At 65.4% G+C, this 25,920-nt stretch carries 24 protein-coding genes; 15 read left to right on the top strand and 9 right to left on the bottom strand.

Annotated elements, in window-relative coordinates; translation table 11 throughout:
* On the top strand, positions 1-834 hold the full coding sequence (locus AKN84_RS31950; RefSeq protein WP_050424456.1) for a citryl-CoA lyase: 834 nt from the start codon (positions 1-3) through the stop codon (positions 832-834).
* Positions 831-1,880 carry an amidohydrolase family protein gene (locus tag AKN84_RS31945; protein ID WP_202814713.1) on the top strand — a complete coding sequence of 350 codons (1,050 nt, stop codon included), beginning with the start codon at positions 831-833 and terminating at the stop codon, positions 1,878-1,880. The genes AKN84_RS31950 and AKN84_RS31945 overlap by 4 nt, the downstream gene beginning before the upstream one ends.
* Here the strand turns inward: AKN84_RS31945 and AKN84_RS31940 are convergent.
* Complete coding sequence (locus AKN84_RS31940) at positions 1,834-2,832, bottom strand: LysR family transcriptional regulator (protein ID WP_128971313.1); 999 nt, start codon at positions 2,830-2,832, stop codon at positions 1,834-1,836. The genes AKN84_RS31945 and AKN84_RS31940 overlap by 47 nt on opposite strands.
* 128 nt (positions 2,833-2,960) lie before the next feature.
* On the opposite strand from AKN84_RS31940, the gene AKN84_RS31935 reads away from it, so the two are divergent.
* Entirely contained in the window at positions 2,961-4,268 is a 1,308-nt protein-coding gene (locus tag AKN84_RS31935) for an MFS transporter (RefSeq protein ID WP_050424455.1), read from the top strand.
* An 18-nt stretch (positions 4,269-4,286) separates the two neighbouring features.
* Here the strand turns inward: AKN84_RS31935 and ilvA are convergent, their stop codons facing one another.
* The 5 genes from ilvA to AKN84_RS31910 all read right to left on the bottom strand — a co-directional run bounded on the left by ilvA (position 4,287) and on the right by AKN84_RS31910 (position 11,216).
* Positions 4,287-5,828: a threonine ammonia-lyase, biosynthetic gene (ilvA, locus tag AKN84_RS31930; RefSeq protein WP_050424454.1), complete on the bottom strand. Its 1,542-nt coding sequence runs from the start codon at positions 5,826-5,828 to the stop codon at positions 4,287-4,289.
* A 333-nt stretch (positions 5,829-6,161) separates the two neighbouring features.
* The gene (locus tag AKN84_RS31925; RefSeq protein WP_050424453.1) at positions 6,162-7,352 is read right to left on the bottom strand and encodes a M24 family metallopeptidase; all 1,191 of its coding nucleotides are present in this window, start codon (positions 7,350-7,352) and stop codon (positions 6,162-6,164) included.
* A 16-nt stretch (positions 7,353-7,368) separates the two neighbouring features.
* On the bottom strand, positions 7,369-8,775 hold the full coding sequence (locus AKN84_RS31920) for an MFS transporter (protein ID WP_128971312.1): 1,407 nt from the start codon (positions 8,773-8,775) through the stop codon (positions 7,369-7,371).
* Positions 8,776-8,793: 18 nt separating this feature from the next.
* Complete coding sequence (locus AKN84_RS31915) at positions 8,794-9,585, bottom strand: alpha/beta fold hydrolase (protein ID WP_050424451.1); 792 nt, start codon at positions 9,583-9,585, stop codon at positions 8,794-8,796.
* Positions 9,586-9,596: 11 nt separating this feature from the next.
* A complete protein-coding gene (locus AKN84_RS31910) occupies positions 9,597-11,216 on the bottom strand; it encodes an FAD-dependent monooxygenase (protein WP_050424450.1) in 1,620 nt (539 codons plus the stop codon).
* A gap of 109 nt (positions 11,217-11,325) precedes the next feature.
* Here AKN84_RS31910 and AKN84_RS31905 point away from each other — a divergent pair, with 109 nt between their 5' ends.
* The 8 genes from AKN84_RS31905 (at position 11,326) to AKN84_RS31870 (ending at position 18,284) form a co-directional block, all read left to right on the top strand.
* A complete protein-coding gene (locus AKN84_RS31905) occupies positions 11,326-12,222 on the top strand; it encodes a LysR family transcriptional regulator (RefSeq protein WP_050424449.1) in 897 nt (298 codons plus the stop codon).
* Between the two features lie 295 nt (positions 12,223-12,517).
* Entirely contained in the window at positions 12,518-13,891 is a 1,374-nt protein-coding gene (locus AKN84_RS31900) for an aromatic ring-hydroxylating oxygenase subunit alpha (protein WP_050424483.1), read from the top strand.
* On the top strand, positions 13,891-14,406 hold the full coding sequence (locus AKN84_RS31895; protein ID WP_050424448.1) for an aromatic-ring-hydroxylating dioxygenase subunit beta: 516 nt from the start codon (positions 13,891-13,893) through the stop codon (positions 14,404-14,406). Before AKN84_RS31900 ends, AKN84_RS31895 begins: the two co-directional genes overlap by 1 nt.
* Positions 14,407-14,414: 8 nt before the next feature.
* Positions 14,415-14,738, top strand: a complete 324-nt coding sequence (locus AKN84_RS31890) for a non-heme iron oxygenase ferredoxin subunit (protein WP_128971311.1) — start codon at positions 14,415-14,417, stop codon at positions 14,736-14,738.
* Positions 14,739-14,777: 39 nt separating this feature from the next.
* On the top strand, positions 14,778-16,091 hold the full coding sequence (locus AKN84_RS31885; protein WP_050424447.1) for an MFS transporter: 1,314 nt from the start codon (positions 14,778-14,780) through the stop codon (positions 16,089-16,091).
* A gap of 77 nt (positions 16,092-16,168) precedes the next feature.
* Entirely contained in the window at positions 16,169-16,681 is a 513-nt protein-coding gene (locus AKN84_RS31880) for a MarR family winged helix-turn-helix transcriptional regulator (RefSeq protein ID WP_157863357.1), read from the top strand.
* A gap of 286 nt (positions 16,682-16,967) precedes the next feature.
* On the top strand, positions 16,968-17,108 hold the full coding sequence (locus AKN84_RS49430) for a hypothetical protein (protein WP_244485623.1): 141 nt from the start codon (positions 16,968-16,970) through the stop codon (positions 17,106-17,108).
* A 222-nt stretch (positions 17,109-17,330) separates the two neighbouring features.
* On the top strand, positions 17,331-18,284 hold the full coding sequence (locus tag AKN84_RS31870) for a helix-turn-helix domain-containing protein (RefSeq protein ID WP_050424445.1): 954 nt from the start codon (positions 17,331-17,333) through the stop codon (positions 18,282-18,284).
* A gap of 29 nt (positions 18,285-18,313) precedes the next feature.
* Here AKN84_RS31870 and AKN84_RS31865 read toward each other — a convergent pair whose 3' ends face one another.
* A complete protein-coding gene (locus tag AKN84_RS31865) occupies positions 18,314-19,183 on the bottom strand; it encodes a DUF2066 domain-containing protein (protein ID WP_050424444.1) in 870 nt (289 codons plus the stop codon).
* A 199-nt stretch (positions 19,184-19,382) separates the two neighbouring features.
* Here AKN84_RS31865 and AKN84_RS31860 point away from each other — a divergent pair, with 199 nt between their 5' ends.
* Positions 19,383-20,402: a zinc-dependent alcohol dehydrogenase family protein gene (locus AKN84_RS31860; protein WP_050424443.1), complete on the top strand. Its 1,020-nt coding sequence runs from the start codon at positions 19,383-19,385 to the stop codon at positions 20,400-20,402.
* Positions 20,403-20,414: 12 nt separating this feature from the next.
* Here AKN84_RS31860 and AKN84_RS31855 read toward each other — a convergent pair whose 3' ends face one another.
* Positions 20,415-21,188, bottom strand: a complete 774-nt coding sequence (locus tag AKN84_RS31855) for an enoyl-CoA hydratase-related protein (protein ID WP_050424442.1) — start codon at positions 21,186-21,188, stop codon at positions 20,415-20,417.
* A gap of 104 nt (positions 21,189-21,292) precedes the next feature.
* On the opposite strand from AKN84_RS31855, the gene AKN84_RS31850 reads away from it, so the two are divergent.
* From AKN84_RS31850 to AKN84_RS31840, 3 genes are all read left to right on the top strand, one after another.
* Positions 21,293-22,882, top strand: a complete 1,590-nt coding sequence (locus AKN84_RS31850) for a gamma-glutamyltransferase (RefSeq protein ID WP_050424441.1) — start codon at positions 21,293-21,295, stop codon at positions 22,880-22,882.
* A gap of 45 nt (positions 22,883-22,927) precedes the next feature.
* Positions 22,928-23,782, top strand: coding sequence for an enoyl-CoA hydratase-related protein (locus AKN84_RS31845; RefSeq protein WP_050424440.1), 855 nt, complete (start codon positions 22,928-22,930; stop codon positions 23,780-23,782).
* Between the two features lie 336 nt (positions 23,783-24,118).
* Entirely contained in the window at positions 24,119-24,433 is a 315-nt protein-coding gene (locus tag AKN84_RS31840; RefSeq protein WP_050424439.1) for an NIPSNAP family protein, read from the top strand.
* Positions 24,434-24,494: 61 nt separating this feature from the next.
* Here AKN84_RS31840 and AKN84_RS31835 read toward each other — a convergent pair whose 3' ends face one another.
* Entirely contained in the window at positions 24,495-25,787 is a 1,293-nt protein-coding gene (locus AKN84_RS31835) for an NAD(P)/FAD-dependent oxidoreductase (protein WP_050424438.1), read from the bottom strand.
* Positions 25,788-25,920 lie beyond the last annotated feature (133 nt).

Below are 25,920 nucleotides of genomic sequence, written 5' to 3'. Positions count from 1 at the left end.
ATGACCGATCAAGGCTCCGCAGACCTGCTGCAAAAGGCCACCCAATGGTGGTCGACCGACATAATCGACATGAAGCCAGGCGTGATCCGCTTTCGCGGCTTCCCGATCGAGCAACTGATCGGCCGGGTGTCGTTCCCGCAAATGATCTGGCTGATGCTGAAGGGCGATCTCCCATCGGCAGAGCAAGGCGCGCTGTTGGAGGCCGCTCTGGTCTCCGCCGTGGATCACGGTCCCCAGGCGCCGTCGATCGCGATCGGACGGATGGCCGTGACCTGTGGGCTTCCCCTCAACGGTGCGATGGCGTCGGCCATCAACGTGCTGGACGACATTCACGGCGGCGCCGGCGAACAATGCATGGAGCTGTACGCCGACATCGCGCTCCGCCAGGACGCGGGCATCGAGTTGACGACGGCCATCCAGCAGGGCCTCGACGCTTTCATCGCAGCGAATGGCAAGATCGTGCCCGGTTTCGGGCACCGCTTTCATCCGGTCGATCCGCGCTCGCCCCGGCTGCTCGAACTCGTCGACGTGGCATGCAGCAATGAGGTCGTGTCCGGACGCTTCGCCGAAATCGGCCGCGGCGTCGAGGCCGAGATGCAGCAGCGCAAGGGCCGCAAGATTCCCATGAACATCGATGGCGCAACTGCGGTCATCTATTCGGAGCTGGGCTTTTCGCCTGCGCTGGGCCGCGGCCTGTTCATCCTCTCCCGTTCTGTCGGCATCCTTGCACATGCGTGGGAGCAATCGCAGCAAGGTGGCCGGATCAAGGGACCGATGCCACCGGGCATCCCCTATCGCTACACCGGACCTGCTCCGCGGGATTTCGCCAAGTGATCGCGTCGCCGACCGGAGGCGGCAACTATCTTGCCGTGCGGCCGGACTGGCTGGCGCGCGGCGTCGAGGCGGCGCTCGAGCCCGAGCTGCCGATCATCGACGCCCACCAGCATCTCTGGGACCGGCAAGGCTGGCGATATCTGTTCGACGAGTATCTCGCCGATATCGCCGGCAGCGGCCACAACGTCATGGCGAGCGTCTTCATGCAGTGCCAGGCGATGTACCGGGCCGATGGACCGGCCACGATGCGCGTCGTCGGCGAAACCGAGTTCGTCAACGGCGTCGCGGCCATGAGCGCGAGCGGCAATTACGGACCGCGGCGCCTCTGTGCCGGGATCGTCGGTCACGCCGATCTGCGTCTCGGAGACGCGGTGACGCCGGTGCTGGAGGCCCACATCGCCGCCGCGCCGGACCGGATTCGCGGCGTCCGGCATATCACCGTGTGGGATGCGGATCGAAGCCTGATGAATCCGCTGAGCGCCGGTCCACCCGGGCTGCTCGGCGATGCCGCGTTTCGCGCCGGGTTCGCGCGGCTGGCGCCGTTGGGGCTGGTGTTCGACGCATGGCTGTTCCATCCGCAAATTCCCGAGCTGACCGCACTCGCGCGGGCGTTTCCGCACACCACTGTTGTGCTCGACCATCTCGGCGGGATCGTGGGGATCGGCGCCTACAAAGATCGACGCGACGACGTCTTCGCCGAATGGTCGCGCGCGATCCGCGACCTCGCAAGATGCGAGAATGTCTGCGTCAAGCTCGGCGGCCTTGGCATGCGCATCAATGGATTCGGTTTCGAGACACACGACGCCGCGCCGGCGTCAGAAGTCCTCGCAGAGGCCTGGCGGCCCTATATCGAAGTCTGCATCGAGGCGTTCGGCGCGCAACGATGCATGTTCGAGAGCAATTTTCCGGTCGACAAGGGCTCGTATGGCTATGGATCGGTGTGGAATGCGTTCAAACGCCTGACGCGCCATGCCAGCGAGAGCGATCGCGCGAACCTGTTCAGTGGGACTGCCGCACGCGTTTATGGGCTCGCTCTGCCCGGCTGACCACGATGGCCGGCATGGCGGCTGCGGCATCCGTCATGCCGGGCAACGTGACCTGTTCGAGGAAGTCACGCCCCCTCGATTTGAGCAGGCTCACGACGCGCTGCGCGGCCGGCGACAGATAGCCATCGCGGCGGGTGACGAAACCCAGCGGCCTTCGCATCGTCGTGGTGTCGATCATCAGGCGGTCGAGCTGGCTGCCCAAGCGAAGTGGATGCAGGTTCCGCGTGGAGGTGAAGCTGAGCAGCGCCGTGTCGGCGATCAGCTTGGGCAGCGTCGTGATCGAATTGGTCTCGATCTGGACCGTCGGCGGCGCAAGACCATGCGCCTCGAAGACGTTGTCGAGCCACTGTCGCATCGCCACGGTGCGGGCCGGCAGCACCCATTTTGCTGCGACGAGATCCTCGATGGCGAGCCGCTTGCCGCACAGCGGATGGTCCTTGGCCGCGACCACGACGACGTCGTCCATGCCGAACGCCTCGTGACTGAACTCCTGCTCGTCGGACGGAAGGATCGGGCCGATCGCAAGATCCAGCGTCCGCTCGCGAAGCGCCGCCCTGACCACGCCGCTCATTCCGATCTGCACCTCGATCGCGAGGCCCGGCGCATCGGCGATGATGGCGCGGCAGATCTGCGGCAGCAGGTACTCGCCCATCGTCGCACCGCAGCCGATGCTGACGCGACCGGCCGCGCCGGCAGCGAAATCGGTGACCTCGCGCAGCGATTCCTCCATGGCCTCGCGCATCCGCCGGGCGCGTGCCAGCAGCACTTCACCGACGCGCGTGAGGGTGATCCCGCGCCAGGTCCGCTCGAACAGATCGGCGCCCACCGCTTCTTCGAGGCGCTGAATGCATTTGGTCAGCGCGGGCTGGGTGCGGCCGAGCTTGTCGGCGGCCCGGCCCATATGGCCGAGGTCGGCAATCACCTCGAAATAGGTGAGGTCGCGAAGGTCCACTTCTTCCTCCCGGTTATCGTTTCTTGAACATTAGCGATTGGACCGCTGTCCGCTCTTTCTGGCATCTCTGACCCTAACACGGCCGGGCCTCATCGGGGTAACCGGCCAGATGCAGGGAGGATCGGCGGATGACCGAGATCGCGGCCAACGGATCGTTGACGGAGGGCAATCCGGATGCAGGATTGCTCGCGAGCGCCCTGTCCAAGAACACCTGGCGCCTCGTTCCGCTGCTCGGCCTCGCCTACCTCTTCAACTACCTCGACCGCACCAGCGTCGGCTTTGCTGCGCTGCAAATGAACAAGGATATCGGCCTGAGCGCCACGCAATTCGGCTGGGGCGCCGGCATCCTGTTCTTCAGCTACTGCCTACTGGAAGTCCCCAGCAACATGATGATGTACCGGTTCGGGGCCCGGCGCTGGCTCGCCCGCATCATGATCACCTGGGGCCTCGCCGCTGCCGCGACCGCGTTCGCAGTCGGACCCTACAGCTTTTACGCGATCCGCTTTCTGCTCGGCGTATTCGAGGCCGGCTTCTTTCCGGGCGTGATCTGGTACCTCTCGATCTGGTTTCCTGAAAAGCACAGGACGGGTGTGCTTGCCCTGTTCATGGCCGCGACGCCGCTCTCCTCGCTGCTCGGCAGCCCGATCTCGGCGGCCCTGCTCGGCATGGACGGATTCTGGGGACTCGCAGGCTGGCAATGGATGTTCCTGCTCGAAGGTCTTCCGGCTTGCCTGCTCGGGGTTCTCTGTCTCGTGCTGCTCGCCGACACGCCCGAGCAGGCCCGCTGGCTCACGGCTGACGAGGGGCACGCGCTTCTCGCCGCCCTTGCCGGCGACAAGCACGACAAGCCCAAAAAGGATCTATGGGCCGCCATGCAGGACACGCGCGTCCTGATGCTCACCGCGATCACCTTCGCCTTCACGATCGGCTCCTACGGCATCGGCATCTGGCTGCCATTGATCCTGAAAAGCCACGGCCTGAGCAACATGCAGGTCGGGTGGATGTCGGCGATCCCCTATTTGTTCGCGACGATCGGCATGCTGTTCTGGGCGCGTCTGGTCGATCGAAAAGGCCAGAAGATCTACAACCTCATGGCCGCGCTAATCCTGGGCGCCCTCGGGCTTGCACTCTCCGTGGTCTTCAGCTCGCTCGTTCCGGCGCTCGCCTGCCTGACGCTGGCGCTGGTCGGCACCATTTCGGCACGAACGGTGTTCTACACGATCCCGCAGAGCTTCCTGACCGGTGCCGCGGCAGCCGGCGGCATCGCGTTCATCAACTCCGTCGGTGCGTTCGGTGGCTTCGTCGGCCCTTACATGGTCGGCTTCCTGAAGGACGCGACGGGATCGTTCAACGCCGGCATGATCGGAATGGCAGTGATCCTTGTGGTCGCGACAGGAATTGCCGGCTCGCTCAAGCTGGTTGCCGGCAGAATTTGAATCGCTGCGAGTGGATCTTCATCCCGTCTCGGCAGACAGAAACAGCCGATATGCCGGATTCTCGCTCTCGTTCCAGTAAGGATAGCCGAGCGCATCCAGCGCCTGGACGAACCGGGCGCGCTCCTGCGGCTTGACCTCGATACCTGCCAGGATGCGTCCGTAGTCGGCGCCGTGGTTGCGGTAGTGGAACAGCGAGATGTTCCAGTCGGGCGCGAGGCTCTCGAGGAATTTCAGCAATGCGCCGGGACGCTCCGGAAACTCGAAGCGGTAGATCACTTCGTCCCTGAGCAGCGGCGCGCGGCCACCCACCATGTAGCGCACATGGTCCTTGGCCATCTCGTTCTCGCTCAGATCAAGGATCGGATAGCCCTCGCGGCGCAGCAGCTCCATGACCTCCCGCTTCTCGGCCTCGCCGCGGCTCAGCGCGATGCCGACGAACAGCTGCGCCGGCGCGGTCGTCTCGTTGAAGCGGTAGTTGAACTCGGTGATGGCGCGCGAGCCGAGGATGCGGATGAAGTGCCGATAGCTACCCGGCTTCTCCGGCACCGTGACTGCAAGCAAGGCCTCACGATGCTCGCCGACCTCGGCGCGGTCGGCGATGGTGCGCAGCCGGTCGAAATTCAGGTTGGCCCCGCTGTTCACGGCAATCAGGCTGCCGTCGCTCAGCGCGCCGCGCTCGGCATAGGCCTTGAGGCCGGCGAGCGCCAACGCCCCGGACGGCTCGGCAACCGATCGCACGTCATCGAAGATGTCCTTGATCGCCGCGCACATCGCGTCGGTATCGACGGTGACGACCTCGTCAAGCAGGTCGCGGCAGAGCCGGAATGTCTCGGCTCCCACCTTGCGGACCGCGACACCATCGGCGAACAGCCCGACCTGATCCAGCGCGACGACGCTCCCCTTGGCGAGCGCCGCCGCCATCGAGGCAGCGTCCGCCGGCTCGACGCCGACGACCTTGATCGAGGGATTGAGGAACTTCACGAAGGCGGCGACACCTGCCGCCAGCCCGCCCCCGCCGATCGGCACGAAGATCGCCTCGATCGGATCGGGATGCTGCCGCAGGATTTCCATCCCGACGGTCCCCTGACCGGCGATCACGTCGGGGTCGTCGAACGGATGCACGAAGGTCAGGCCGCGCGCGACCTCGATTTCCCGGGCTTTGGCCTGCGCGTCGTCGAAGGTGTCGCCATGCAGGACCACGTCACCGCCCAGACGCCGCACGGCTTCGACCTTGATGGCGGGCGTCGTCCGCGGCATCACGATCGTCGCGGGAATACCGAGCTTGCGCGCCGACAGCGCCACGCCCTGGGCATGATTGCCCGCCGACGCGCAGATCACGCCCAGCCGGCGCTGCGCGTCCGGCAGCCTGACGATCTTGTTGTAGGCGCCGCGAAGCTTGAACGAGAAGATCGGCTGAAAATCCTCCCGCTTCAGCAACACGGATCGCGACAAGCGCTCCGAGAGCCGCGGCATCGGATCGAGCGGCGTCTCGACCGCCACGTCATAGACCCGGGCGGTCAGGATGCTTTGGGCATAGTCGCGGAGCGCGTTGGCGGTCATCGGGTCGCTTCTGTCGATGGGAGGCAATCCTTATCGGTTGCACCTGCCCATCGTCGGCGCCGCCCTGGCGAGCAGACGGCACGGAACCGCCGCTGCATCCAGCTCGGAAGCATCGCATGACCGGAGGCTCGAGTGAAGCAAAGACCACCGGCAGGGGGGCGTTGCCAAATATCGAAAACAACCCCATGCAAAGCAGCGGGCGGCGGCCAGCGGCTTGACACGTCGGGCAACTCAGGGATATATTTCTAATATTCCGAAATAGGCCGACGAACGCCCCGCCACCGCAGCCCAATCGGTGACCCATCCAAACATGCCGCCCTGGCGTTGACCAGTTCACGCCATGAGACGCGATGTATTCCACCCCCGGCCGTGATCTCCGGGCGCGTCCCAGCCCGCTTCGGTGACGATCAGCGTATCCTCGAGCTTGATGTAGCCGCGCGCCGGATGCAGCAGCGCGGTTTCGATCGAGATCACCATTCCGCGCTCGAGCGGCTGGTCGGCGTCGTACGGCGCGTAAGGCACCGGGCCGGTTGCGGTGAGGCGCGGCGCCTCGTGACTGACGAGCCCGATGCCGTGGGCAGTGAAGTCGAGCACGGCGCGATGCGGCGACGATTTGACGGCAGCCTCGCCCGCCGCAATGATGTCGCCACCCAAGGCGCCCGGCTGGATCGCGCGCCGCGCCACCTGCTGGATGTCCTCGATTTCTTGCAGCAGCTCGCGCAACTCACTGTCGGGCTCACCCAGGATGCCCATGCGGCTGAGGTCGCCGATATAGCCCCGGTAGTTTCCGCCGGAATCGATCGAGATCACATCCCCCTCCGTGAGCCGCTGGTTCGACGGCGCGCGGTTATGGCTCTTGCCGGCGGCGATCAGGCAATATTCGAAGACGAGATCGCACTCCTGCTCTTCGCGGCGGAGACGGGCGACGACGTCGTGCTTGGTCATCCCCGGAGCGCAGTTCTTGAACGTGGCCATCATCGCATCGACGACGCGTTCGGAAGCCTCCCTGATGAGGTCCAGTTCGGCGGGAGATTTGATTGCACGGAGGCGCTCAAGCGTGAAATGGGCCTCGCGGAGCTCGACGCCGTCAAGGCCAGCCAGAAGATGATCCCTGGCGTCGGCCGGCAGGAAGCCGGCCTCGATGCCGACGCGTTTGGCCGCGCGCCCGAGCTTTTTCACGTGATCGATCGCAGGGCCGATCGCATCGATCGTTCCCCAGCTGCCTGTCTTGACAAGCGGCGTCCATATCCGTCCGAGATCGTGCTCGAACTTCTCCATGCGATTGCCGATGTAGATGGAGTTCTCAGGGTGTCCCTTCTGATAGACGAAGACCGGCAGATAGCGGCTGGTGCCGATCGCCTCCATGACGTCGAAGAAGAAGAAACGATATCCGCCGAGCAGATACTGCACATTGTGACGCGAGGTCGCGATCAGGATGTCGAGCCCCGCCTCATCCATCAGCCGATCGAGCTTCGCAGTATCGAACGGCGCCGCCGTTGCGATCGTGTCGAACGCATTGTCCATGGTATGACCCTTTGTCTTAGCTTGCGGTTTTCGCGGCCAACGATTTCGGTGCGGCGCCTGCGTTCTCACCGAACAAGGCCACAGGTCGCCCGTGCGGCTCGACGCCGAGGAACGTGAAGGCGAGCCCGATCAGGAGGCCTGCACCGGCAAGGAAGCAGAACGCCGGCATCACCGCCGCCGCGGTCGCGCTTGGATGCACCAGATTGTCGGCCCCAGCGATCAATGCGAGACACAGCGGGCCCACGATCTTGCCGACCCCGTTCGACAGCTGAGCAAGGCCGACCGCGCGTCCCGAGAGCTGGACCGGAAAGATCTCCGCGGGATACGGCCCGATGTTGGAAAATCCACCATCGAAGAACACGGCGCCGACGATCAGGAAGACCAGGAACAGCGGCACCGAGCCGGCGAAGTCATTATGAAAATAGGCGGCGAGCGCCAGCGAAACCGCGGTGCCATAGCCCATCAACTGACCGCAGGGCTTGCGGCCGATCCGATGGGCGAGAAAGGCAAAGCCGGTTCGGCCGAGGACACCGGCGAGGCTGACATAGATGAACATCTTTGCCGCTTCCTGCGGCGCGACGCCGAGCAGCAGCGCGACGATGGTCGGCCCCCACAGGAACACGCCGTAATTCGCCGTGCTGGCGCCGAACCAGATCAGGACCGTCAACCAGAAGCGCCGCTGCTCGGCAAAGAGATCAGCGAATGTCGCCGGGTTGGCCGGCGGCAGTGCGGGCAGCGCGAATGACTCGCCGCCGACCCGGTAGAGTTTCCGGATGCTCGCCTGGGCCTCGCGCACGCGGCCCTTGCTGATCAGCCAGCGCGGCGATTCCGGCATGATGATCATGGTCAGAATTCCAAGAATGATCGGCAGGAAGCCGACCGCTGCCAATCCGCGCCAGCCGACCAGCGGCAGCAGGAAGCTCGCCGTCACCGACGCCGACAGCACACCGAAGGCGACCGGCACGACCACGAGGCTCGTGACCAGTGTGCGATGACGGGTCGGAGCGAATTCGACGATGGCAGGAACCGCCGCCGCCGCGCCCGCGGCAAGGCCGAAGCCGACGAAGAAGCGCAGGACCGCGAACGCAACCCAGCCGTCTTCCGGAATGAACGCGATCGCGCCCGAGGTCAGGCCGCACAGCATGACGCCCGCCACCGCCAGCGGCTTGCGCCCGAAACGATCAGCGAGGATCCCGGCGGCGAACGCCCCGAGCATCGCCCCGATACCGGCGCTCATCAGCATGATCGAGGTTTGCCCGAATGTCAGGTGCCATTTCGGCGCCAGCACCGAGACCAGAAATCCGACCACGAAGAAATCGAAGAAATCGACCACGCCGGAGATCGCGAAGATGATGATCGATAGCCAATAGCGCGTCGTCACCGGCGCTTCGTCGAACGGCACTGCGTTCGTTTGCTCTGCCATAGTCTCCCCCCGTTGTTGTCAAGCCGCCTTCTTTTTTGAATTCAGAAACGCCGTCACCGCTTCCGCCACCCGCTCGGGGGCCTGGATCGAGGCAACGTGGCCCGCGTTTGCGATTGTCCTGGTTTCGACGCGTGCGAGATCGCGGGCGAGTGCGAATGTCTCTGCATTCGGGATCAGCCGGTCCTCGCCGCCCACGAGCAGTAGCGTCGGGCGATCGAACCTGGCCAATTCGGCGGCGACAGGTTGCGCGAGCAGCGCGCCGCGTCGCGCCTTCTGGCCGTCGTCGCGGCTTGAGCCGCGGAAGATCTCGATCAGTTGAGGCCGTGTGCGCAGGTACTCCGGCGGGAAGAAGAACTCCGCAATCTTCGGCGCGTTGCCTACGGTGTCCGCGCGGTAGGACGCGAGTGTGCGGAAAGTATCCGCATTGACGACCAGTGGGCTCCTGTTGACCTTCCAGGTGCTGCTCAGGATCAGGCGATCGATGCTGCCGGGATGGCGCGCTGCCAACACTTGCGCGATCTGCCCACCCAGCGAGGTGCCGAAGACATGGGCACGATCGTAGCCGAGCCCTCGGATCAAGGCGGCGGCATCATCGGCGAGATCGGCCAGCGAATAGGACGACGGAGGATTCCTTGTGGCGCCGGAATCGCGCTGGTCGTAAGCGATCACGGTGAAATGCGTCGCCAGCACCGGCGCAAGGCCGTCGAACATCGAATGATCGGCTTCGCCGCCATGCAGCAGCACGATCGGTTCGCCATGTCCGGTTTTCTCAAACGCCGTGACCACGCCGTTGGCTTCAAGCGATTGCATCGGAGACCTCCCTAATGCAGCAGCGTCGAGAGCGCGCCGGCGAGCTCTTTCGCCGGATCCGACGGCAGCCACGGCATCCGCCAAGCCACATGCCCGTCGGGGCGCACCAGCACGGCGCCGCGCATGCCGAGCTGGAATCCGTCTGCCGGGTCGGCTGACGGCAGCTGCTTCAGCGAGAGCGGCAGGCGGGTCTTCTCCGATACCTGCTTGCCCGCCTCCAGCCACTCGCTGCCGAGCGGACCGGTGACGACGGTGAATTCCTTGTCGAACCAGTCGAGCGTCGATTTCTTGCGCGACGGCTCGAGCCACATATGCGGAAAGCGCGCGCCGGGCCGGTCGGTCGGCGTGTAGTAGCGGGAGTTCAACGCCTTCGCGACGGTGCCATCGGGGATCACCGCGCCCTCCTCGTAATTGTGTCCGAGGTTCTGGCCGATGCTGTGCAGATGATTGTCCATGTCGTTGATCCAGAACCTGATCCGGTCCGGATCGCGCGATCGCACGGCGTCGTCGGTCAGCCCAAAGCGCAGCCGGTTGCCGTAGCTGAAATTGGCGTTGGACTGCGCGATCGGGCGGCGTTCGCTGGAATAGCTGTCGAGCAGCTTTTCATCCGCGAGGCCCTTCAGCACGAAGGCGAGTTTCCAGGCGAGATTGTGCGCGTCCTGAACGCCGGAGTTCAGGCCGAAGCCGCCGGTCGGCGGAAACCGGTGAGCGCAGTCGCCGACCAGAAATACCCGGCCCTTTCGGAAGGTCTCGGCCACCTGCATGCTGACACGCCAGATCGAACGGTTCAAAAGCGTGACATCGAGATCGGGAATGCCGACATGGCCGCGCGCGATCTCGATGAACTCCTGGTCGGTCCACGGCCGCTCGCGATCGTCCTTGGTCAGGCCGATCTGCGTCACGGTCAGCCAGCGATCCCGGCCGTTGGTGTTCAGGATGCCGGCGCGCGGCAGGTCGGGCCTTTCGGGGACGATGATGAAGCCAGCGGCTTCGCGCGCGATCGGCAGCCGCGACAGATCGGCGCGCCAATATTCATTCGACATTACCGCCAGCGTCGACGGCCCGACCATGTCGATCCCGGCGCTGCGCCGCGTCTGGCTGCCCGCGCCATCGGCGGCGATCAAATAGGTCGCCGTCCACTGCGTCACCTCACCGGTCTTCTCGCAACGGGTCGTGACGTTGACGCCGCTGTTGGTCTCCTCGAACGATTCACAGGACGTGTTGAACAGGACCGTGGCGTGCTTGGACTTCTCGACCACGCGCAGGATCTCTTCCTCGACGGCGTCCTGGGCGACCAGGCTCTTCCAGGCCGGGGTATGGCCGACATTCGGCTCGGGACGGGTGCGGCCGAACTCATGCCCCGCGATGCTGTCGAGAAACACGAACATGTCGGAATTGTCCTGCAGGCCGCGGTCGCGGATCGCCTGCTCGATGCCCCACTGCCGGAAGATCTCCATGGTGCGGACCCAGCAGCCGCGCGACTTGGGATGATCCGTCGTCGTCGGGCTCTTCTCGACCACCACGCAGTCGATGCCGAAGCGATCGAGCAGCAGCGACATCGCAAGCCCGACCGGCCCGCCGCCGGCGATGAATACGGACGTCTGGCGTGCCTCGTCGGTGGCGATGCCCATGCTGGTGTCTCCTCGGTTTGATCGTTGGGCGGAGACTGCGCTCTTTTTGCTATCTCACAAGAATATGTTTGATATGGTATCCATCTCGATTTGAGATGGAGCTGGCATCATGGACCTGCGGCAGATCCGCTATTTCGTCGCCGTCGCCGAGCGTGGCGGCTTTGCCGCCGCCGCCAGCACGCTGAACGTCGCCCAGTCGGCGCTCAGCCGCCACGTCAAGGAGCTCGAGGACGAACTGGGCGGCGCCCTGCTCGAACGCGGCGCGCGCGGCGTCTCGGTCACCGAATCCGGCAAGGTGCTGCTCGCGCGAGGGCGCTGGCTGCTCGGCGCGATCGACGACATCAAGGCTGAGGTGCGCACGGAAAATCGCGAGCCCAGCGGTACGGTTCGGATCGGCGCGCCGCCGAGCCTCGGCGATGTCATCTACGCGCCGCTGGCCCAGACATTCGTGAAGCAGTTTCCGCGTGTGCGGCTCGAGTTGAATGAGGGACTGACCGAGAACCTGTCCGAACGCCTGTTGCGGGGCGAGCTCGACCTGGCGATCGTGACGACGCCCTCCCCCAACGATCACCTCGACTACGAGATGCTTGTCGTCGAGCAGGTGTTCCTGATCGGACCGCCGCGCGATCCGCTGCTGAAGCGCGGCAGGCTGAGCCGCAAGGAGTTCGACGCGCTGCCGTCCGCCGTGGCGCCGCTCAGCCGCAACCCGTTCCCGTCCACGATGCTCTGCGCGGTACGGGTCGACAACAGCACCCCGATGAAGCGCATGGTGGCCTCGGGGCTCGGCTATGCCTTGCTGCCGTTCTCCGGAATTCATCAGGAGGTCACTGCCGGTGTGCTGTCGGCGGCGCTGTTGCCATGGATGCACGCCGATCGCGTGCTGGCGCTACCGCGCGGCCGGCCGGTCAGCCGCGCAACGCGTGAAGCGATTGCCGCACTGAAGACGATCTGCCGCGGCCTGACCGCCGAGGGAATTATCCTGACGGCGCCGGCGCGCAAGACCTGAACGCACCACGCCGCTTGAAGCGATCGGCTCGCTCCGCGCTGTAGCCCCAGGCGCGAGCCCCATTCGCTGCATCCTGCCGGCCGTTCGAGGCGACCGGCCTCGCCCCATCGCGCCCGGCTCCGGCTTCCGGTGCACCAAGCGTCTTGACCATAGTTGTCATGACAACTATAGAGTCATTCCAAGATTGGCGATCAAGCGGCTGTTTCCACCGTGGACGGACGAGAGCCGTGAAGGCTCTGCGGGCGACCTTGGGGTTTGCCTTGCACAGCCGGCGGCAAGTCGAAGGGAGGACGTGATGAACGCTGCTTCGCAGAACCACGCGGCTCGGCTGCGGGAGATTTCCCGGCTGATTGACGATCGCCCCAGCGAACGCATCTTCGAAGTCGATCGCCGGATCTTCACCGATCCCGACGTTTTCGACGCCGAGCTGCGCCATATTTTCGAAGCCACGTGGAATTTCATCGGCCTGGAATCCCAGGTCGCCCGGCCCAACGACTTCGTCACCACCCATATCGGCCGGCATCCGATTCTCGTGATGCGAAGCGCCGAGGGCAAGGTCGGCGCGTTCCTCAACACCTGCCGGCATCGCGGAACGATCGTCTGTCCCTTCAAGCAGGGCCGTCAGAAGTTTCACGTCTGCCGCTATCACGGCTGGGCCTACGATTCGAGCGGCCGCAACATCTCGGTGACGGAAGAAGCGAGCGGACAGTATCCGCCGTCCTTCTCGAACCAGAACCACAACCTGCTCCCGGTCGCGCGGCTCGGCTCGTATCGCGGATTCCTGTTCGCGAGCCTTTCGGCCGACGTTCCGCAGCTCGAGGAGTTTCTCGGCGACACCCGCGCCTTCCTCGACCTCATCATCGATCAGAGCGACAGCGGTGAAGTCGAGTTCGTGCCCGGCGCCAGCACCTACACGTTCGACGCCAACTGGAAACTGCAATTCGAGAACGGTCTCGACTACTATCATTTCGCGACCACCCACAGCTCCTACGTCGATATCCTCAGGAAGCGCAACGCCACTGCCGGACCGGACGCCGGTTTCACGGCTGAGCCGGAAGGCGAGCAGGAAGGACAAGGCAGCTTCAGTTTCGACCATGGCCACGCCGTCAACTGGTCGATCAAGCGCACGCAGCTCTATGGCCGGCCGCTCGGCATGGACCCGGCGCGTCTTGACGCCGTGCGGCAGCGGGTCGGCAGCACCCGCGCCAAGTGGATGCTCCGCCAGCGCAACCTCACGATTTTTCCGAACCTGCAAGTCATCGACATCCTGTCGGCGCAGGTGCGTACCTGGCGGCCGCTGGCGCCTGACAAGACCGAGATGGTGTCGCATTGCCTCGCGCCGGTCGGCGAAAGCGCCGCGGCGCGCACAATGCGCATTCGCAACTACGAAGACTTCTTCAACGCCTCCGGGCTCGCGAGTTCCGACGACAACGTCATGTATGAATTCTGCCAGACCGGCTATGAGGCGACCACAGCCGCGCCGACCCAAGGCTATCTGCGCGGCGTCGCGGACGTCGGCCACGGCGAGAGCGCGCATGCGCGCGAGCTCGGCGTAACCCCGTCCGAATGGTCGTTCGGTCTCCCCAGCTTCGGCGGCGAGACCAATTTCCACCCCGGCTATCGCGAATGGCGCAGGCTGTTGCAGCGCGCTGCGGGGGAGACCGTGTGATGGTTGGCAGCGCAATCGAACAAGCCGACGTCCACGCGGTCGCCGCCGCGACCATCTATCGTGAAGCCCGCCTGCTCGACACCGGCGAATGGGCGGACTGGGTCGCGATGTATAGCGAGGATGCCGTCTATTGGGTGCCGGCATGGCTCGACGAATACACCACCACCAATGACCCCAATACACAGGTCTCGCTGCTCTACCACGATGCACGGCGCGGGCTGGAGGAGCGGATCGCGCGCATCGAGTCGCGCAAGTCGATCACCGCGCTGCCGCTGCCGCGCACCGTGCACCAGATCTCGAACCTCGAAGCCTCCGAGACCGGCCCTGACGAAATCATTTGTCACTCGGTGTTCTCGGTCCACGTCGACGACCCGCGTGTCGCAAAGGAGCATCTGCGCCACGGGCGCTATCAGCACACGCTGAGACGTGACGGCGACACCTGGAAGATCGCACGCAAGGTCATCACGCTGGTCAACGACCGGGTCCCGACCGTGCTCGATTTCTACAGCATCTGAGAGAACACATGACCGATCAGGGAACCTGGCACGACGCGGCCGCACTCGGCGCGCTAAGCGAAGGCGAGCCGTACGGCATCGAAATCGGCCATCATCACATCGCGCTCTATCGCGTCGGCAATGAATACTACGCCACGAGCAATATCTGCACCCATGCGGAGGCGCTGCTGTCCGACGGCACGCTGGACGGCTGCGAGATCGAATGCCCGCTGCATATGGGCCGCTTCGACATCCGGACCGGCGAGGCGCTGACCAGCCCGGTCGAGATCGACATCCAGACCTATCCGGTCCGCGTGGCAGGCGACAGGCTGGAAGTCTGCTTGCCCGCATAATCCAACCAACGAGAAAATCAAAAGTCGGGGGAAACAGGGATGAGCGAAGTCGTGATGGACAAGGCGGCGATAACGACCGCCGATCCGGAGATCGAACGCAGCACGATCCGCAAGGTCGCGCTGCGCCTGATGTGGTTCGTGATGGCGATGTACTTTCTCGCCATTCTCGACCGCGGCAACATCTCCTTTGCCGCGCTACAGATGAACAAGGAGCTCGGGCTCAATGCCGAGATGTTCGGCATCGCGGTCGGCATCATGTACTTCACCTATGCGATTTTCGAGATCCCGAGCAATCTCATCCTCGCCAAATACGGCGCCCGCATCACGCTGACGCGGATCGCGATCCTGTGGGGCATCGCCACGGTGCTGATGGCCTTCACGCAGGGCCCGCTCAGCCTCTACGCATTCCGCGGCTTCCTCGGCTTTGCCGAGTCCGGCCTGTTTCCCGGCGTCATGCTGCTGCTCAGCCTCTGGTTTCCGTTCAGCTACCGCGCCCGCTACAACGCGATGTTCAATTATGCGGTGCCGATCTCCTATATCTTCGCGTCGCTGATCTCCGGCGCGATTCTGGAGCTAAACGGCTTGTTTGGGATTTCGGGCTGGAAGTGGCTGTTCATCCTCGAAGGCGTGCCGCCCATCATCCTGGGGATCGTCGGCATCTTCTATCTGACCGACCGCCCGCAGCAGGCGAAATGGCTGTCGACGGCGCAGCGCAACTGGCTGACCGGCGCGCTGGAGCGCGACGCCAAGGCAACCGGGGTGGTGCATGCCGAGGGCGTGCTCAGGACCATCACCAAACCGATGGTGCTGCTGTTCGGCTTGTGCAATTTCGGCCTGTTCTGCGGGCTGGCCTCGCTGTTCCCCTGGCTGCCGCAGATCATCAAGTCGTTCGGGCTGCCGAATTCACAGGTCGGCTTCGTGACCGCGATCCCGCCGATCGCCGGCCTGATCGGCATGATTGCGCTGTCGCGGCACTCCGATCATGTCGGGGAGCGCTTCTATTATGCGGCGACGACTTTCGTGATCGCAGCCGCCGGCTTCGCGATCGCCGCCTTCTCGACGTCGCCCGTCTGGATCATCATCGGGTTCATGGTCGCCAATGTCGGCGTCTATGGCACGCAGGCGGTGTTCTGGACCATTCCGCAGTCCTACATGTCGCGGCAAAGCGCGCCGGGCGCGATCGGCCTGGTCGGCATGATCGGCAGCATTGGAGGCGCGACGATCCCGATCGTGATCGGACGCGCCAAGGACGCCTCGGGCAGTTTCACCATCGGATTCCTCGTGGTAACAGGCGTTCTCCTCCTCGCGGCGGTCCTGGTCTTGATCGCCCGCTCTCAGCTCGTGAAAGAATGAAAAGCCGGACTGCCACAAGCCGAACCAAGGCGACTGCCCCGCGTCGCGCCCCGCAAGAGGACGCACGCTCCGAACTGGTGATCGATTTCGAGCGTTACGTGCCGACGGTGCTGTCGAGCCTGGTCGCGAAGCTGCGCGCCAACGCCAACGCGTTCTTCCCGCAGGCCTATGGCGTGTCGCTCGCGGAATGGCGGGTGCTGTCCTTCCTCAGGGAGCACGAGCACGCAAGCGCCTACGACATCTGGACCAATGCGCAGCTGGACAAGGCCGTCGTCAGCCGCGAGACGACCTCGCTGAAGAAGAAGGGTCTGATCGAACTGACCCCGGTCCGCGGCAGCGCCCGGAACCGGACCGAGATCCGCCTGACGGCCGAGGGCGTCGCGCTGCTCGACCGCAGCCTCGACGAAATCCTGCGCCGGCACAGCAACCTCACGGCCGGCCTCGACGCCAAGGCGCTCGATGCTTTCTTCCGTGTCGTCGATCACATCGAGCAGCGCATTCCTCACATGGCCGACCAGTCCGGAAATGCCGTGCCGGCGCACGCACCGGTCAAGCGGATTGCGAAGCGGAGGCCGCCGAGCGGCGCCTGAAGCGGCAGGCCGGGACGACGGCGAGCGCGCAGATCGAAATACGAGTCACGCGGCGGTGAGTGCACAGGGAACCCGGGCGTAATTTATGTTTCAGTAAGCAAGTTGTAGCTAGGATCGATCAGTGCGTTGCGTATGGGAGACTTCCAGTGATCGACTTTGACGAACTTCGTAGTATCGCCGCGGATGTTCGTATCTTCATCGACGCATCGGAAGACAAGGGCGGCGCCTTGAAGGCCATCGTCGACGCCTATGACGTCGTGCTCGGCATTTTCCCGGCCGCCCCGGAATGGACCTTCATGTGGTCAAGGGCAACGAGGTCCTCAATCACATCGCGCAGACCCAGGCCTCGACCGGTTTCACGCACACCGCCATCGCATTCCAGACCCGCGAGCAGGCGGTTGCGCTCGAGCACTTGATGGCGGCCTAACGATCGGCCAGGCGCGGCCAAAAGCTGCGCATTTCGCTTTAGGATCAAACGATTGCCCGCCACGCAGCGGCTGATATGCACTTTGTGCCAGCCCCGCGCCAATATGCGCGGTCTGCCAAAACGACGTCCCCGCCCCGTCAATTCCGCGCCGTCGTCCGCGTTGCCTTCCCGAGCAAAACCGGCAAGAATTCCGTTCACGATTCCGCCGTGGGAAGCATGGATATGGGCAAGCACCTGTCGGTTCACACCGGCGAGCTTGACGGCTTCGAGGGGCTCCACGACGCCGTCAAAGGCTCGCATGTCGAAGTCATGCAGCTCGAGCGCGGCAAGCTGCGCGGCACCTTGTCTCACGTCGGGATCGGCGACTTTTCGCTCAGCATCGGTGCGTTCAATGTCGGGGTCCGCACCCAGCGCACGTCCGCCGACGACAAGCTGATCATCGGAATGCTGCTCCATGCGTCGGACCGCGTCACGCATTGGGCTTTCGACATGCAGCCGGCCGACGTGCTGGTGATTCCTCCGTCGGTCGAGCACGACGGGGTGTTTCACCGGGCCTCATCCTATGCGGCTATTCGCTTCGACATGGCCGATCTTCCCGACCTGTTCGGCGGTGAGCCGCGGCTCGCCGACGCCGAAACATGGCAGGCGAAGAACCACTTTCGCGCCGACCCGGCCATCGGCATGAGCGCCGCCGACCGGCTGCCGCAGATCATCTCGCATCTCGCCCGGTATCCGGACGCGCTGTCGGAGGCGTCGGCCGAATTCTGGAAGCGCGCGATCATCGACTGCGTGACCGCGACGGTTGTCACCTCGCTGCCATCAGACGGAACCAGCTATCTGCCGTCGGCGATGAAGCTGGTGCGCGACGTCGAGGACTATCTGCACGCCGCGGGCGCCCGCCCGGTCCATGTCTCGGAAATCTGCACCGAGCTTCGGCTGTCGCGACGCAGCCTGCACCGCGCCTTCCACGAGGTGTTCGGCGTCGGCCCGGTGACGTTCCTGCGCTACAAGCGGCTCTGCATGATCCGTTCGATCCTGCGCGAAAGCCGGCCGGAGCAGACCACCGTTTCCAAGGTTGCGATCGAACAGGGCTTCATCGAACTCGGGCGTTTCTCGCAATACTACCGCGCGATGTTCGGGGAGTATCCGTCGCAGACGCTCGGCTACGCCGGTTAGACCGAACCGGCCGCCGCGCCTGCGCGGGCTCATTTCGATCGCCCCGGATCGCCATTGCCGGACAGCACCTGCGCGGCGCCGCCGACGCCGCGGCGGAAGGCTTCATCGAAGGTGACGCCGCGGAACTGCCATTTGTAGTCCCGGCCGTGCCAGGCCATCCGCCATTGCGTGGCCCAGCCGAGGTCCTTGTCATCCCAGACCAGTTGCCCGACCAGGATGGCCTCGCCACCTTGCGGCGCCACGATCGAACTCAGCTTCGCCGGTTGCGTCTTCAGGAGTTCCGTCGCGGATATGCTGGCGCGCGTCAACGCGGCCGTATCCGGCAGCACGAAGCGCATGCCGCGCTTGCCGGCGGCAGCCGCGAGTGCATCGCGCTGCAAATCGGACTGCGTGCCGTCCGAGGTGACGATATAGTCCTTCGGGCCGTGCAGCATCTCGACGAAGACGCCGAGCGCCGGCCGCTGCGATCGCCACGGCTTGAGCCCGAGCTTGCCGAGAATGCCGTCGATCCTGGTCTCGTCGAACGCCACCGTCAGGTCGTAGGGCCGGTCGCGGGTGCCCTGCTCGTCGTGATGCGGCTTGCCGGCATACTGGTCGTGATAGTCGAAACTGCTGACGAACTCCTTGGCCTTTGACTTGTAGCCTGCGAGACGGCGGTCGCTTGCCAGCATCGGCTGACCGGAGACCTTGATCAGAACGTCCTCCAGACATGCACCGAAGCCGATGATGCGGTTCGGCTCGCCCTGGCCGGTGACGACGGTCTGCGCGCGGTAGAGGCTGTCGTCGACGGCCGCCATCGCGATACCGCAACAAGTCAACGCAGCGGCGAGCAGCACGCGAGCTACGCTGCGTGCGAGCGTGGCGATCGGATCGCGTTTCGTCTCAAGCAAGGCAGCCATGGTCACCTCCGCCCGGTCACTTCATCAGCGGCACAGATTGGCGGTATTCTTCGGCAGCGCCAAGTTGTTCGGGCATGGGCGCAGTTCCATCGGCAGCTTCGGGCGCTATGGCCACGCGCGGCAAGCCTGACATATGCTCGGTGCATGTGCGGCGGCGCCGGGTGGGCAGCCCAAGACAAGAACGCGGAGGAGACGTCCCGTGAAATGTTATGAGTTGCAAGGCCCCGGCGGCGTCGACGCGCTTACGCTGGTCGACAAGCCGGTTCCGCAGGCCGGCCACGGCGAAGTCCTTGTGCGGCTGAAGGCGGCGACGCTGAACTATCGCGACCTGCTCACGGTCAAGGGTGGCTACGGCTCGCGACAGAAATTTCCGCTGGTACCGGTCTCCGACGGTGCCGGCGTCGTCGAGTCGGTCGGCCCTGGAGTGAGAAGTTTCGCACCCGGCGATCGCGTGACCGGCAGCTTCTTCGAAAGCTGGCTCGGCGGCGAGCCGAGCGAGGCGCGGATGCGCGCGGCACTCGGCGGCAGCGTCGACGGCGTGCTGACTGAGTACCGCGTCTTCCCGGAGCACGCGCTGGTGCGCACGCCGGACCATCTCAGCGACATCGAGGCTGCGGCATTGCCATGCGCCGGCCTCACGGCGTGGAGCGCGGTGGTCAAGCTCGGCGACATCAAGCCGGGACAGACGGTGCTGACCCAGGGCACCGGCGGCGTCTCGCTGTTCGCGCTGCAATTCGCCAAGATGTGCGGCGCCCGCGTCATCGCCACCTCCTCCAGCGACGCCAAGATCGCGCGGCTGAAACAGCTCGGCGCCGATGTCACGCTCAACTACAAGACCACGCCCGACTGGGGCAAGAAGGCGCGCGAGCTGACCGGGCGCGGCGTCGACCTCGTCGTCGAGGTCGGCGGCGTCGGCACGCTCAACGAGTCGATCCGTGCCACCAGGATCGGCGGCACGATCGCCTTCATCGGCGTGCTCGCCGGCCCCGCCTCGTCCGACTCCAGGCTGCCGCTGATGGTGATGCAGCAGCAGCGGCTGCAGGGCGTCACCGTCGGCTCGATCGAGGATCTGCAGGCGCTGTGCGACGGCATCAGCATGCACGGCGTCAAGCCCGTGATCGACAAGGTGTTTGCGTTCGATGAGGTCAGGGACGCGTTCGCCCACATGGCGAGCGGCGCGCATTTCGGCAAGATCGCGATTGCGATTGGCGAGCATTAGCGTAGCCAAACTCTAGCGCCCCATGAACTGGGCCTTGCGCTTCTCGACGAAGGCCTTGCGGCCTTCCTGCGCGTCGGCGCTTTCGCGGATCACCTGCTGAAGCTCGATCTCGCGGCGGAACTGCTCGGCGTAGCTCGCGTGCTCGCTCTCCTCGAGCAGCTGCCGTGTCGCGACCAGCGCGCGGGTCGGGCCGTCGGCGAGGCGGCCGGCGAGCACTTTTGCCTCGTCGAGCAGCTTCGCGTCATCGACGACGTCGCGCACCAATCCCCACTCCTTGGCCCGCTCGGCCGACAGCGGCTCGTTCAGCAGCATCAGGTCGAGCGCGCGCTGGCGCCCGATCAGGCGCGGCAGCAGCCAGGTCGAGCCGAGGTCGGGCACCAGCCCGATCCGGCTGAACACCTGGATGAAGCTCGCCGAGCGCGCGGCCAGGATGATGTCGCCGGACATCGCAAGGCTGAAGCCGCCGCCGGCCGCGACGCCGTTGACCGCGACCACCACCGGCATCTGGCACTCGCGCAAGGCCTGCAGCGCCGGCCAATAGTGCTTCATCACGCCGACATAGATGTTGTCGCCGAGCGAGTTGAACGCCTTGAGATTCTGCCCGGAGCAGAAGCCGCGCCCCTCCCCGGTCAGGATCAGGGCGCGAATACCGGGGTCGACACCCATCTCGCCGATCGCGCGCGCGAGATCGCCGAGCAGTTCCGGCGTCATCGCGTTCAGGCTGGCCGGATCGTTCAGCGTCAGGATGCCGACCTTGCCGTCCCGCTCGCGCTTCACACTGCTCATTTTCCGCTTCCTGAAATTGGTTCTTGGTGTTGCACTGACAGTGCCATGCCTGACATGCTACGCCAACGTGCCCCACCCGCAACAAGAACAGCGAAAGCAACGCCATGTCCGACCAGTTCTCCAACTCGCAAGTGATCCGCAAGCCGGCCGTCAGCGCCAAGGGTGGCATCGTCGCAGCGCAGTCGCGCAAGGCGGCCGAAGTCGGCGCGGAGGTCTTGGCGGCGGGCGGCGATTGCGTCGACGCCGCGATCGCAACCACCTTTGCCCTTGGCGTGCTGGAGCCGTGGATGAGCGGCGCCGGCGGCGGCGGCGCGATGGTGCTGTATCGCGCCAAGGAGAACCGCGTCGAGGTGATCGACTACGGCATGCGCGCGCCCGACGGCCTGCGCCTGGAGGATTATCCGCTGACCGGCGGCGCGGCCTCCGACCTGTTCCCCTGGGCCCGCGTCAAGGACGACCGCAACCTGCACGGCCCGGGCTCGATCGCGGTGCCCGGCGTCGTTGCCGGCATGGAGGAGGCGCATCGCCGTCACGCCAGAATGCCCTGGAAGGATCTGCTGGCGCCGAGCGTCAAGCTCGCCGGCGAAGGCCTGCTGGTCGATTGGTGGACCACCGGGATGATCGCAAGCTCCGCTGCCGATCTGCGGCGGTATCCCGCCAGCGCCGCGGCGTATCTGCTGGATGGCCTGCCGCCGAATGCGCAATGGGGCATCAAGTCTATGGTCCGCATGCCGCAGGACGCGCTGAAGGCAACGATGGCGCAGCTTGCCGCGGCGGGGCCGCGCGATTTCTACGAGGGTGACCTGGCGCGCAGCATCGCCGACGATATCCAGGCCGCCGGCGGCGCGCTGTCGGTGCGCGATCTCGCCGCCTTCCGCGCCCATCTGCGCGAGCCGCTCAAGATTCCCTATCGCGGCGGCACGGTCTATGCGACGCCGGAACTGACCGCGGGACCCACCATGGCGCGCACGCTCGGTCTCCTGCAGAAGGCGCTTGCGCCCGCGCAGGGCGGTCCGGACGCTGTGGCCTATGCAGCCTATGCCGAGGCGCTGCAAGCCGCCTATCGCGAGCGGCTGAAGGACATGGGCGATGTCGACGGCCGCCGCGCGCTCGGCGCCGAGGCGGTCGCCCCATCCTGCACCACGCATTTCTCCGCGGTCGACCGCGACGGCAACATGGCCGCGGTGACGCAGACCCTGCTGTCGACTTTCGGCTCGAAATTCGTGACGCCGAACACCGGCCTCACCATGAACAACGGCATCATGTGGTTCGATCCGGCGCAAGGCGTCCCGAACTCGCTCGCGCCCGGCAAGCGTTGCCTGACCAACTACACACCCGTCGTGGCGCAGGCCGCCGACGGCCGCACGCTTGCTGTGGGCGCATCCGGCGGCCGCCGCATCCTGCCCGCGGTGTCGCAGCTGCTCTCCTTCGTGATGGATTTCGGCATGGATCTCGACGCCGCGATCCATCAGCCACGCATCGACGCCAGCGAGGGCGCGGTGGTGATCGGCGATGTCCGCCTGCCGCAGGCTGTGCGCGAGGCGCTGCGCGGCCGCTTCGACTATGAGGAGGCACGCATCCAGACCCAGCCGAAGAAGTTCGCCTGCCCCAGCATCGTGCTGCGCGATGGCACGACAAACAGCGGCGCCACCGAGCCGTTTCATCCGTGGAGCGATGCAATCGCGGAGCGGTGAGAAGGTCACGGCGCGCATAACAACAACAATCTCGGGAGGGCCGTCATGAACTACGAACAGATCACATGCGACGTCGACGGCTCCCTGATAATCGTCACGCTCAACCGCCCCGACAAGCTCAACGCCTATACCGGGACGATGGGCGCGGAGATCGCCGACGCCTTCCAGCGCGCTGACGAGGACGACAATGTCCGCGCGATCATCGTCACCGGCGCGGGCCGTGCGTTCTGCGCCGGCGCCGACGTCTCCGGCGGCGCCAATAGCTTCGACACCTCCGGCAGCCACGGCGCAGGCGTGTTCGCAAGCGCCGGCCAGCGCAGCGGCCGCTTCGTTGAGGCGATCTTCAACTGCCGGAAACCTTCGATCGCCGCGATCAACGGCGCTGCGGTCGGCGTCGGCATCACCATGACGCTGCCGATGGATATCCGCATCGCGTCTCGCGGCGCCAAGATCGGCTTCATCTTCGCGCGTCGCGGGCTGGTGCCGGAGGCGGGTAGTGCCTGGTTCCTGCCAAAGCTCGTCGGCCTGCCGCAGTCGCTGCGCTGGTGCCTCTCCGGCCGCACCTTCGATGCGGACGAGGCGCTGCAAGGCGGCCTCGTCAGCGAAGTGGTCGAGCCGGACGCCCTGCTGGAGCGGGCGCGTCAGATTGCCCACGAGATGACGGCGGAGACCTCGGCCGTGTCGGTCGCACTGACCCGCCAGATGCTCTGGCGCTTCGCCGGCGCGCCGGATCCGTTCGAACTGCTCGCGATCGACAAGCCGATGTCAGTCGAACGCGGCGGCCACGCCGACGTCCGCGAGGGCGTGCAGTCCTTCATCGAGAAGCGGAAGCCGGCCTTTCCGGGCAAGGTGTCGCAGGACATGCCGAGCCAATATCCGTGGTGGCCGGCGTCGGAGTAGAGCGCGCTCCGCCCTGATTCCGCTGTCACACTGTCAAACACCTTGTTCAGTGTCATCACCCGCGCCGGCGGGTGATCCAGTATTCCAGAGACAGCAGTACTTGAGCCGAGAGGTCCCGGCGTACTGGATCGCCCGGTCGAGCCGGGCGATGACATATCAGGATGGGGATACGGCCTCGCATTCTCGCGACACGAACTGTCCGAGTCTTGCCTCTTGTTTCGCCGCTTTGCGAGCAGAGGGCGCAGGGAAAGCCGGGTGCCGATCGCACCCGTGGCACGAATCCATCGTTGCGCTATAGTGAGAAGCCTCGGTCAACGATGGTTGGAGCACCGAAGAATGATTACCTGCTACCTGCGTTATGAGATCAGGCTGGGCAAGCTCGCCGACTTCGAGGCCTATGCTGCAATGTGGCTTGAGCTGCTGCCGCGGTTCGGCGGTATCCATCACGGCTACTTCCTGCCATCCGAAGGCGCGAGCGACGTCGCGTTGGCGATGTTCAGCTTTCCGAGCCTCGCCGCCTACGAGCAATACCGGAAGGATTCCGCCGACGATCCGGACGTGCAGAAAGCGATTGCTTTCGCCAAGGAGACGGGCTGCTTCACCCGCTATGATCGGTCGTTCTTCCGGCCGTTATTCCCGAAGGCGGCGTAAGGTCTGGGAAGCCAGCTGCGGGGTCATTCGCGCCGATCGACCACTCCCCGGTTTCGATCGCCTACACCCCGAGCTTGTCCCGCACCCGCCCGGTGAGCACCGCCGTGGTGACGCCGACCCGCCAGAAGGCGTGCATCGGGATCGGCTTGATGCCGGTCACGGGCATGTCGATGTCCGCCTTGGCACCGCCGATCAGGCGGCGGGCGAGCTGCGCGCCCATCGCGGTCGAAAGCGCGACGCCGCGGCCGTTGCAGCCGAGCGAGATCAGCACGTTCTCCGCGGGCTCGTGGACATGCGGATAGTGATCGGCGGTGATGGCGAGACGGCTGTTCCAGCCATGGGTCCAGCTCGTGCCCTTGAGCCGCGGCCACAGCCGCTCGGCGTAGCGGATCAGATAGGCGACGTCAGTCGGCTTGCTGATCCAGCGCATCGGCCCGCGGCCGCCCATCAGGAGCCGGTTGTGCTGGTCGATGCGGTAATAGACCGTGATATGGCCGCTCTCGTAGAGCACCGGACGCGTCGGCATGATCGAACGCGCGACCTCGTCGGACAGCGGCGCGGTGGCCGCGATCGACGAGAACACCGGCACGATGGTGCGGCGGAGCGCCGGCCAGAGATCATCGGTAAAGCCGTTGGTCGCGAGCAGCACCTTGTCGGCGTGCACGATTGCGCGCGGAGTTTCGATCCGCCAGCGGCCGCCGTCGCGGCGCAGCGACAACGCCGGCGTCTCGCCATGGACGGCAACGCCGGCGCCGATCGCAGCGCGCGCCAGCCCCCGCGCGTAGCTCAGCGGATGCAAATCGCCGCCGCGCACATCGAGCATCGCGCAGAGATAGCGGTCGCTGCCGGTCATCGCGCGCAGCTCGGCGGCGCTGAGCAGTTTTACGGGCATGCCGCGCCGGATGCATTGCTTCGCCGTGGTCTCGATCGCCGCAGCGCTCGCCTCATTGTAGGCGGCGCGCAGCGTGCCGCTCTGCCGCGCCTCGCAGGGGATCTGGTAGCGGCGGATCAGATCATGCGTGAAATTCGTGGTGCCGTAGGAGAACTCGATCATGCGGCGGCCGAGATCGGTGCCGAAATCCTGCTCGATCTGGTCGGGATCGTGCTTCAGCCCGGGATTGGTCTGCCCGCCATTGTTGCCGGATGCGCCCCAGCCCGGCTCCTGTGCCTCCAGCACGGTCGCGAGCACGCCCTGCTCGGCGAGGTGCAACGCGGTCGACAGGCCGGTGAAGCCGCCGCCGATGATCGCGACCGGCACGGTCTTGTCCGTCGTGAGCTGTGGCGTCGGCGTCGCTTCCACGGCGGTGTCGGCGTAGAGGCTGGGTGGGAGAGGAAGGCGGGTCGATGAGGTCATGATTGGAGCTCGTGCTTCACCTCTCCCATCGGGAGAGGTCGGCGCGAAGCGCCGGGTGAGGGGTTCAGGTCCCACGAGAGAGCGTCACCCCTCACCCGCATCGCATCTGACGATGCGATCCGACCTCTCCCAC

Source organism: Bradyrhizobium tropiciagri, from assembly GCF_001189845.1.
Classification (GTDB): Bacteria; Pseudomonadota; Alphaproteobacteria; order Rhizobiales; family Xanthobacteraceae; genus Bradyrhizobium; species Bradyrhizobium tropiciagri.
This window is presented reverse-complemented; position numbering and strand designations above follow the sequence as displayed.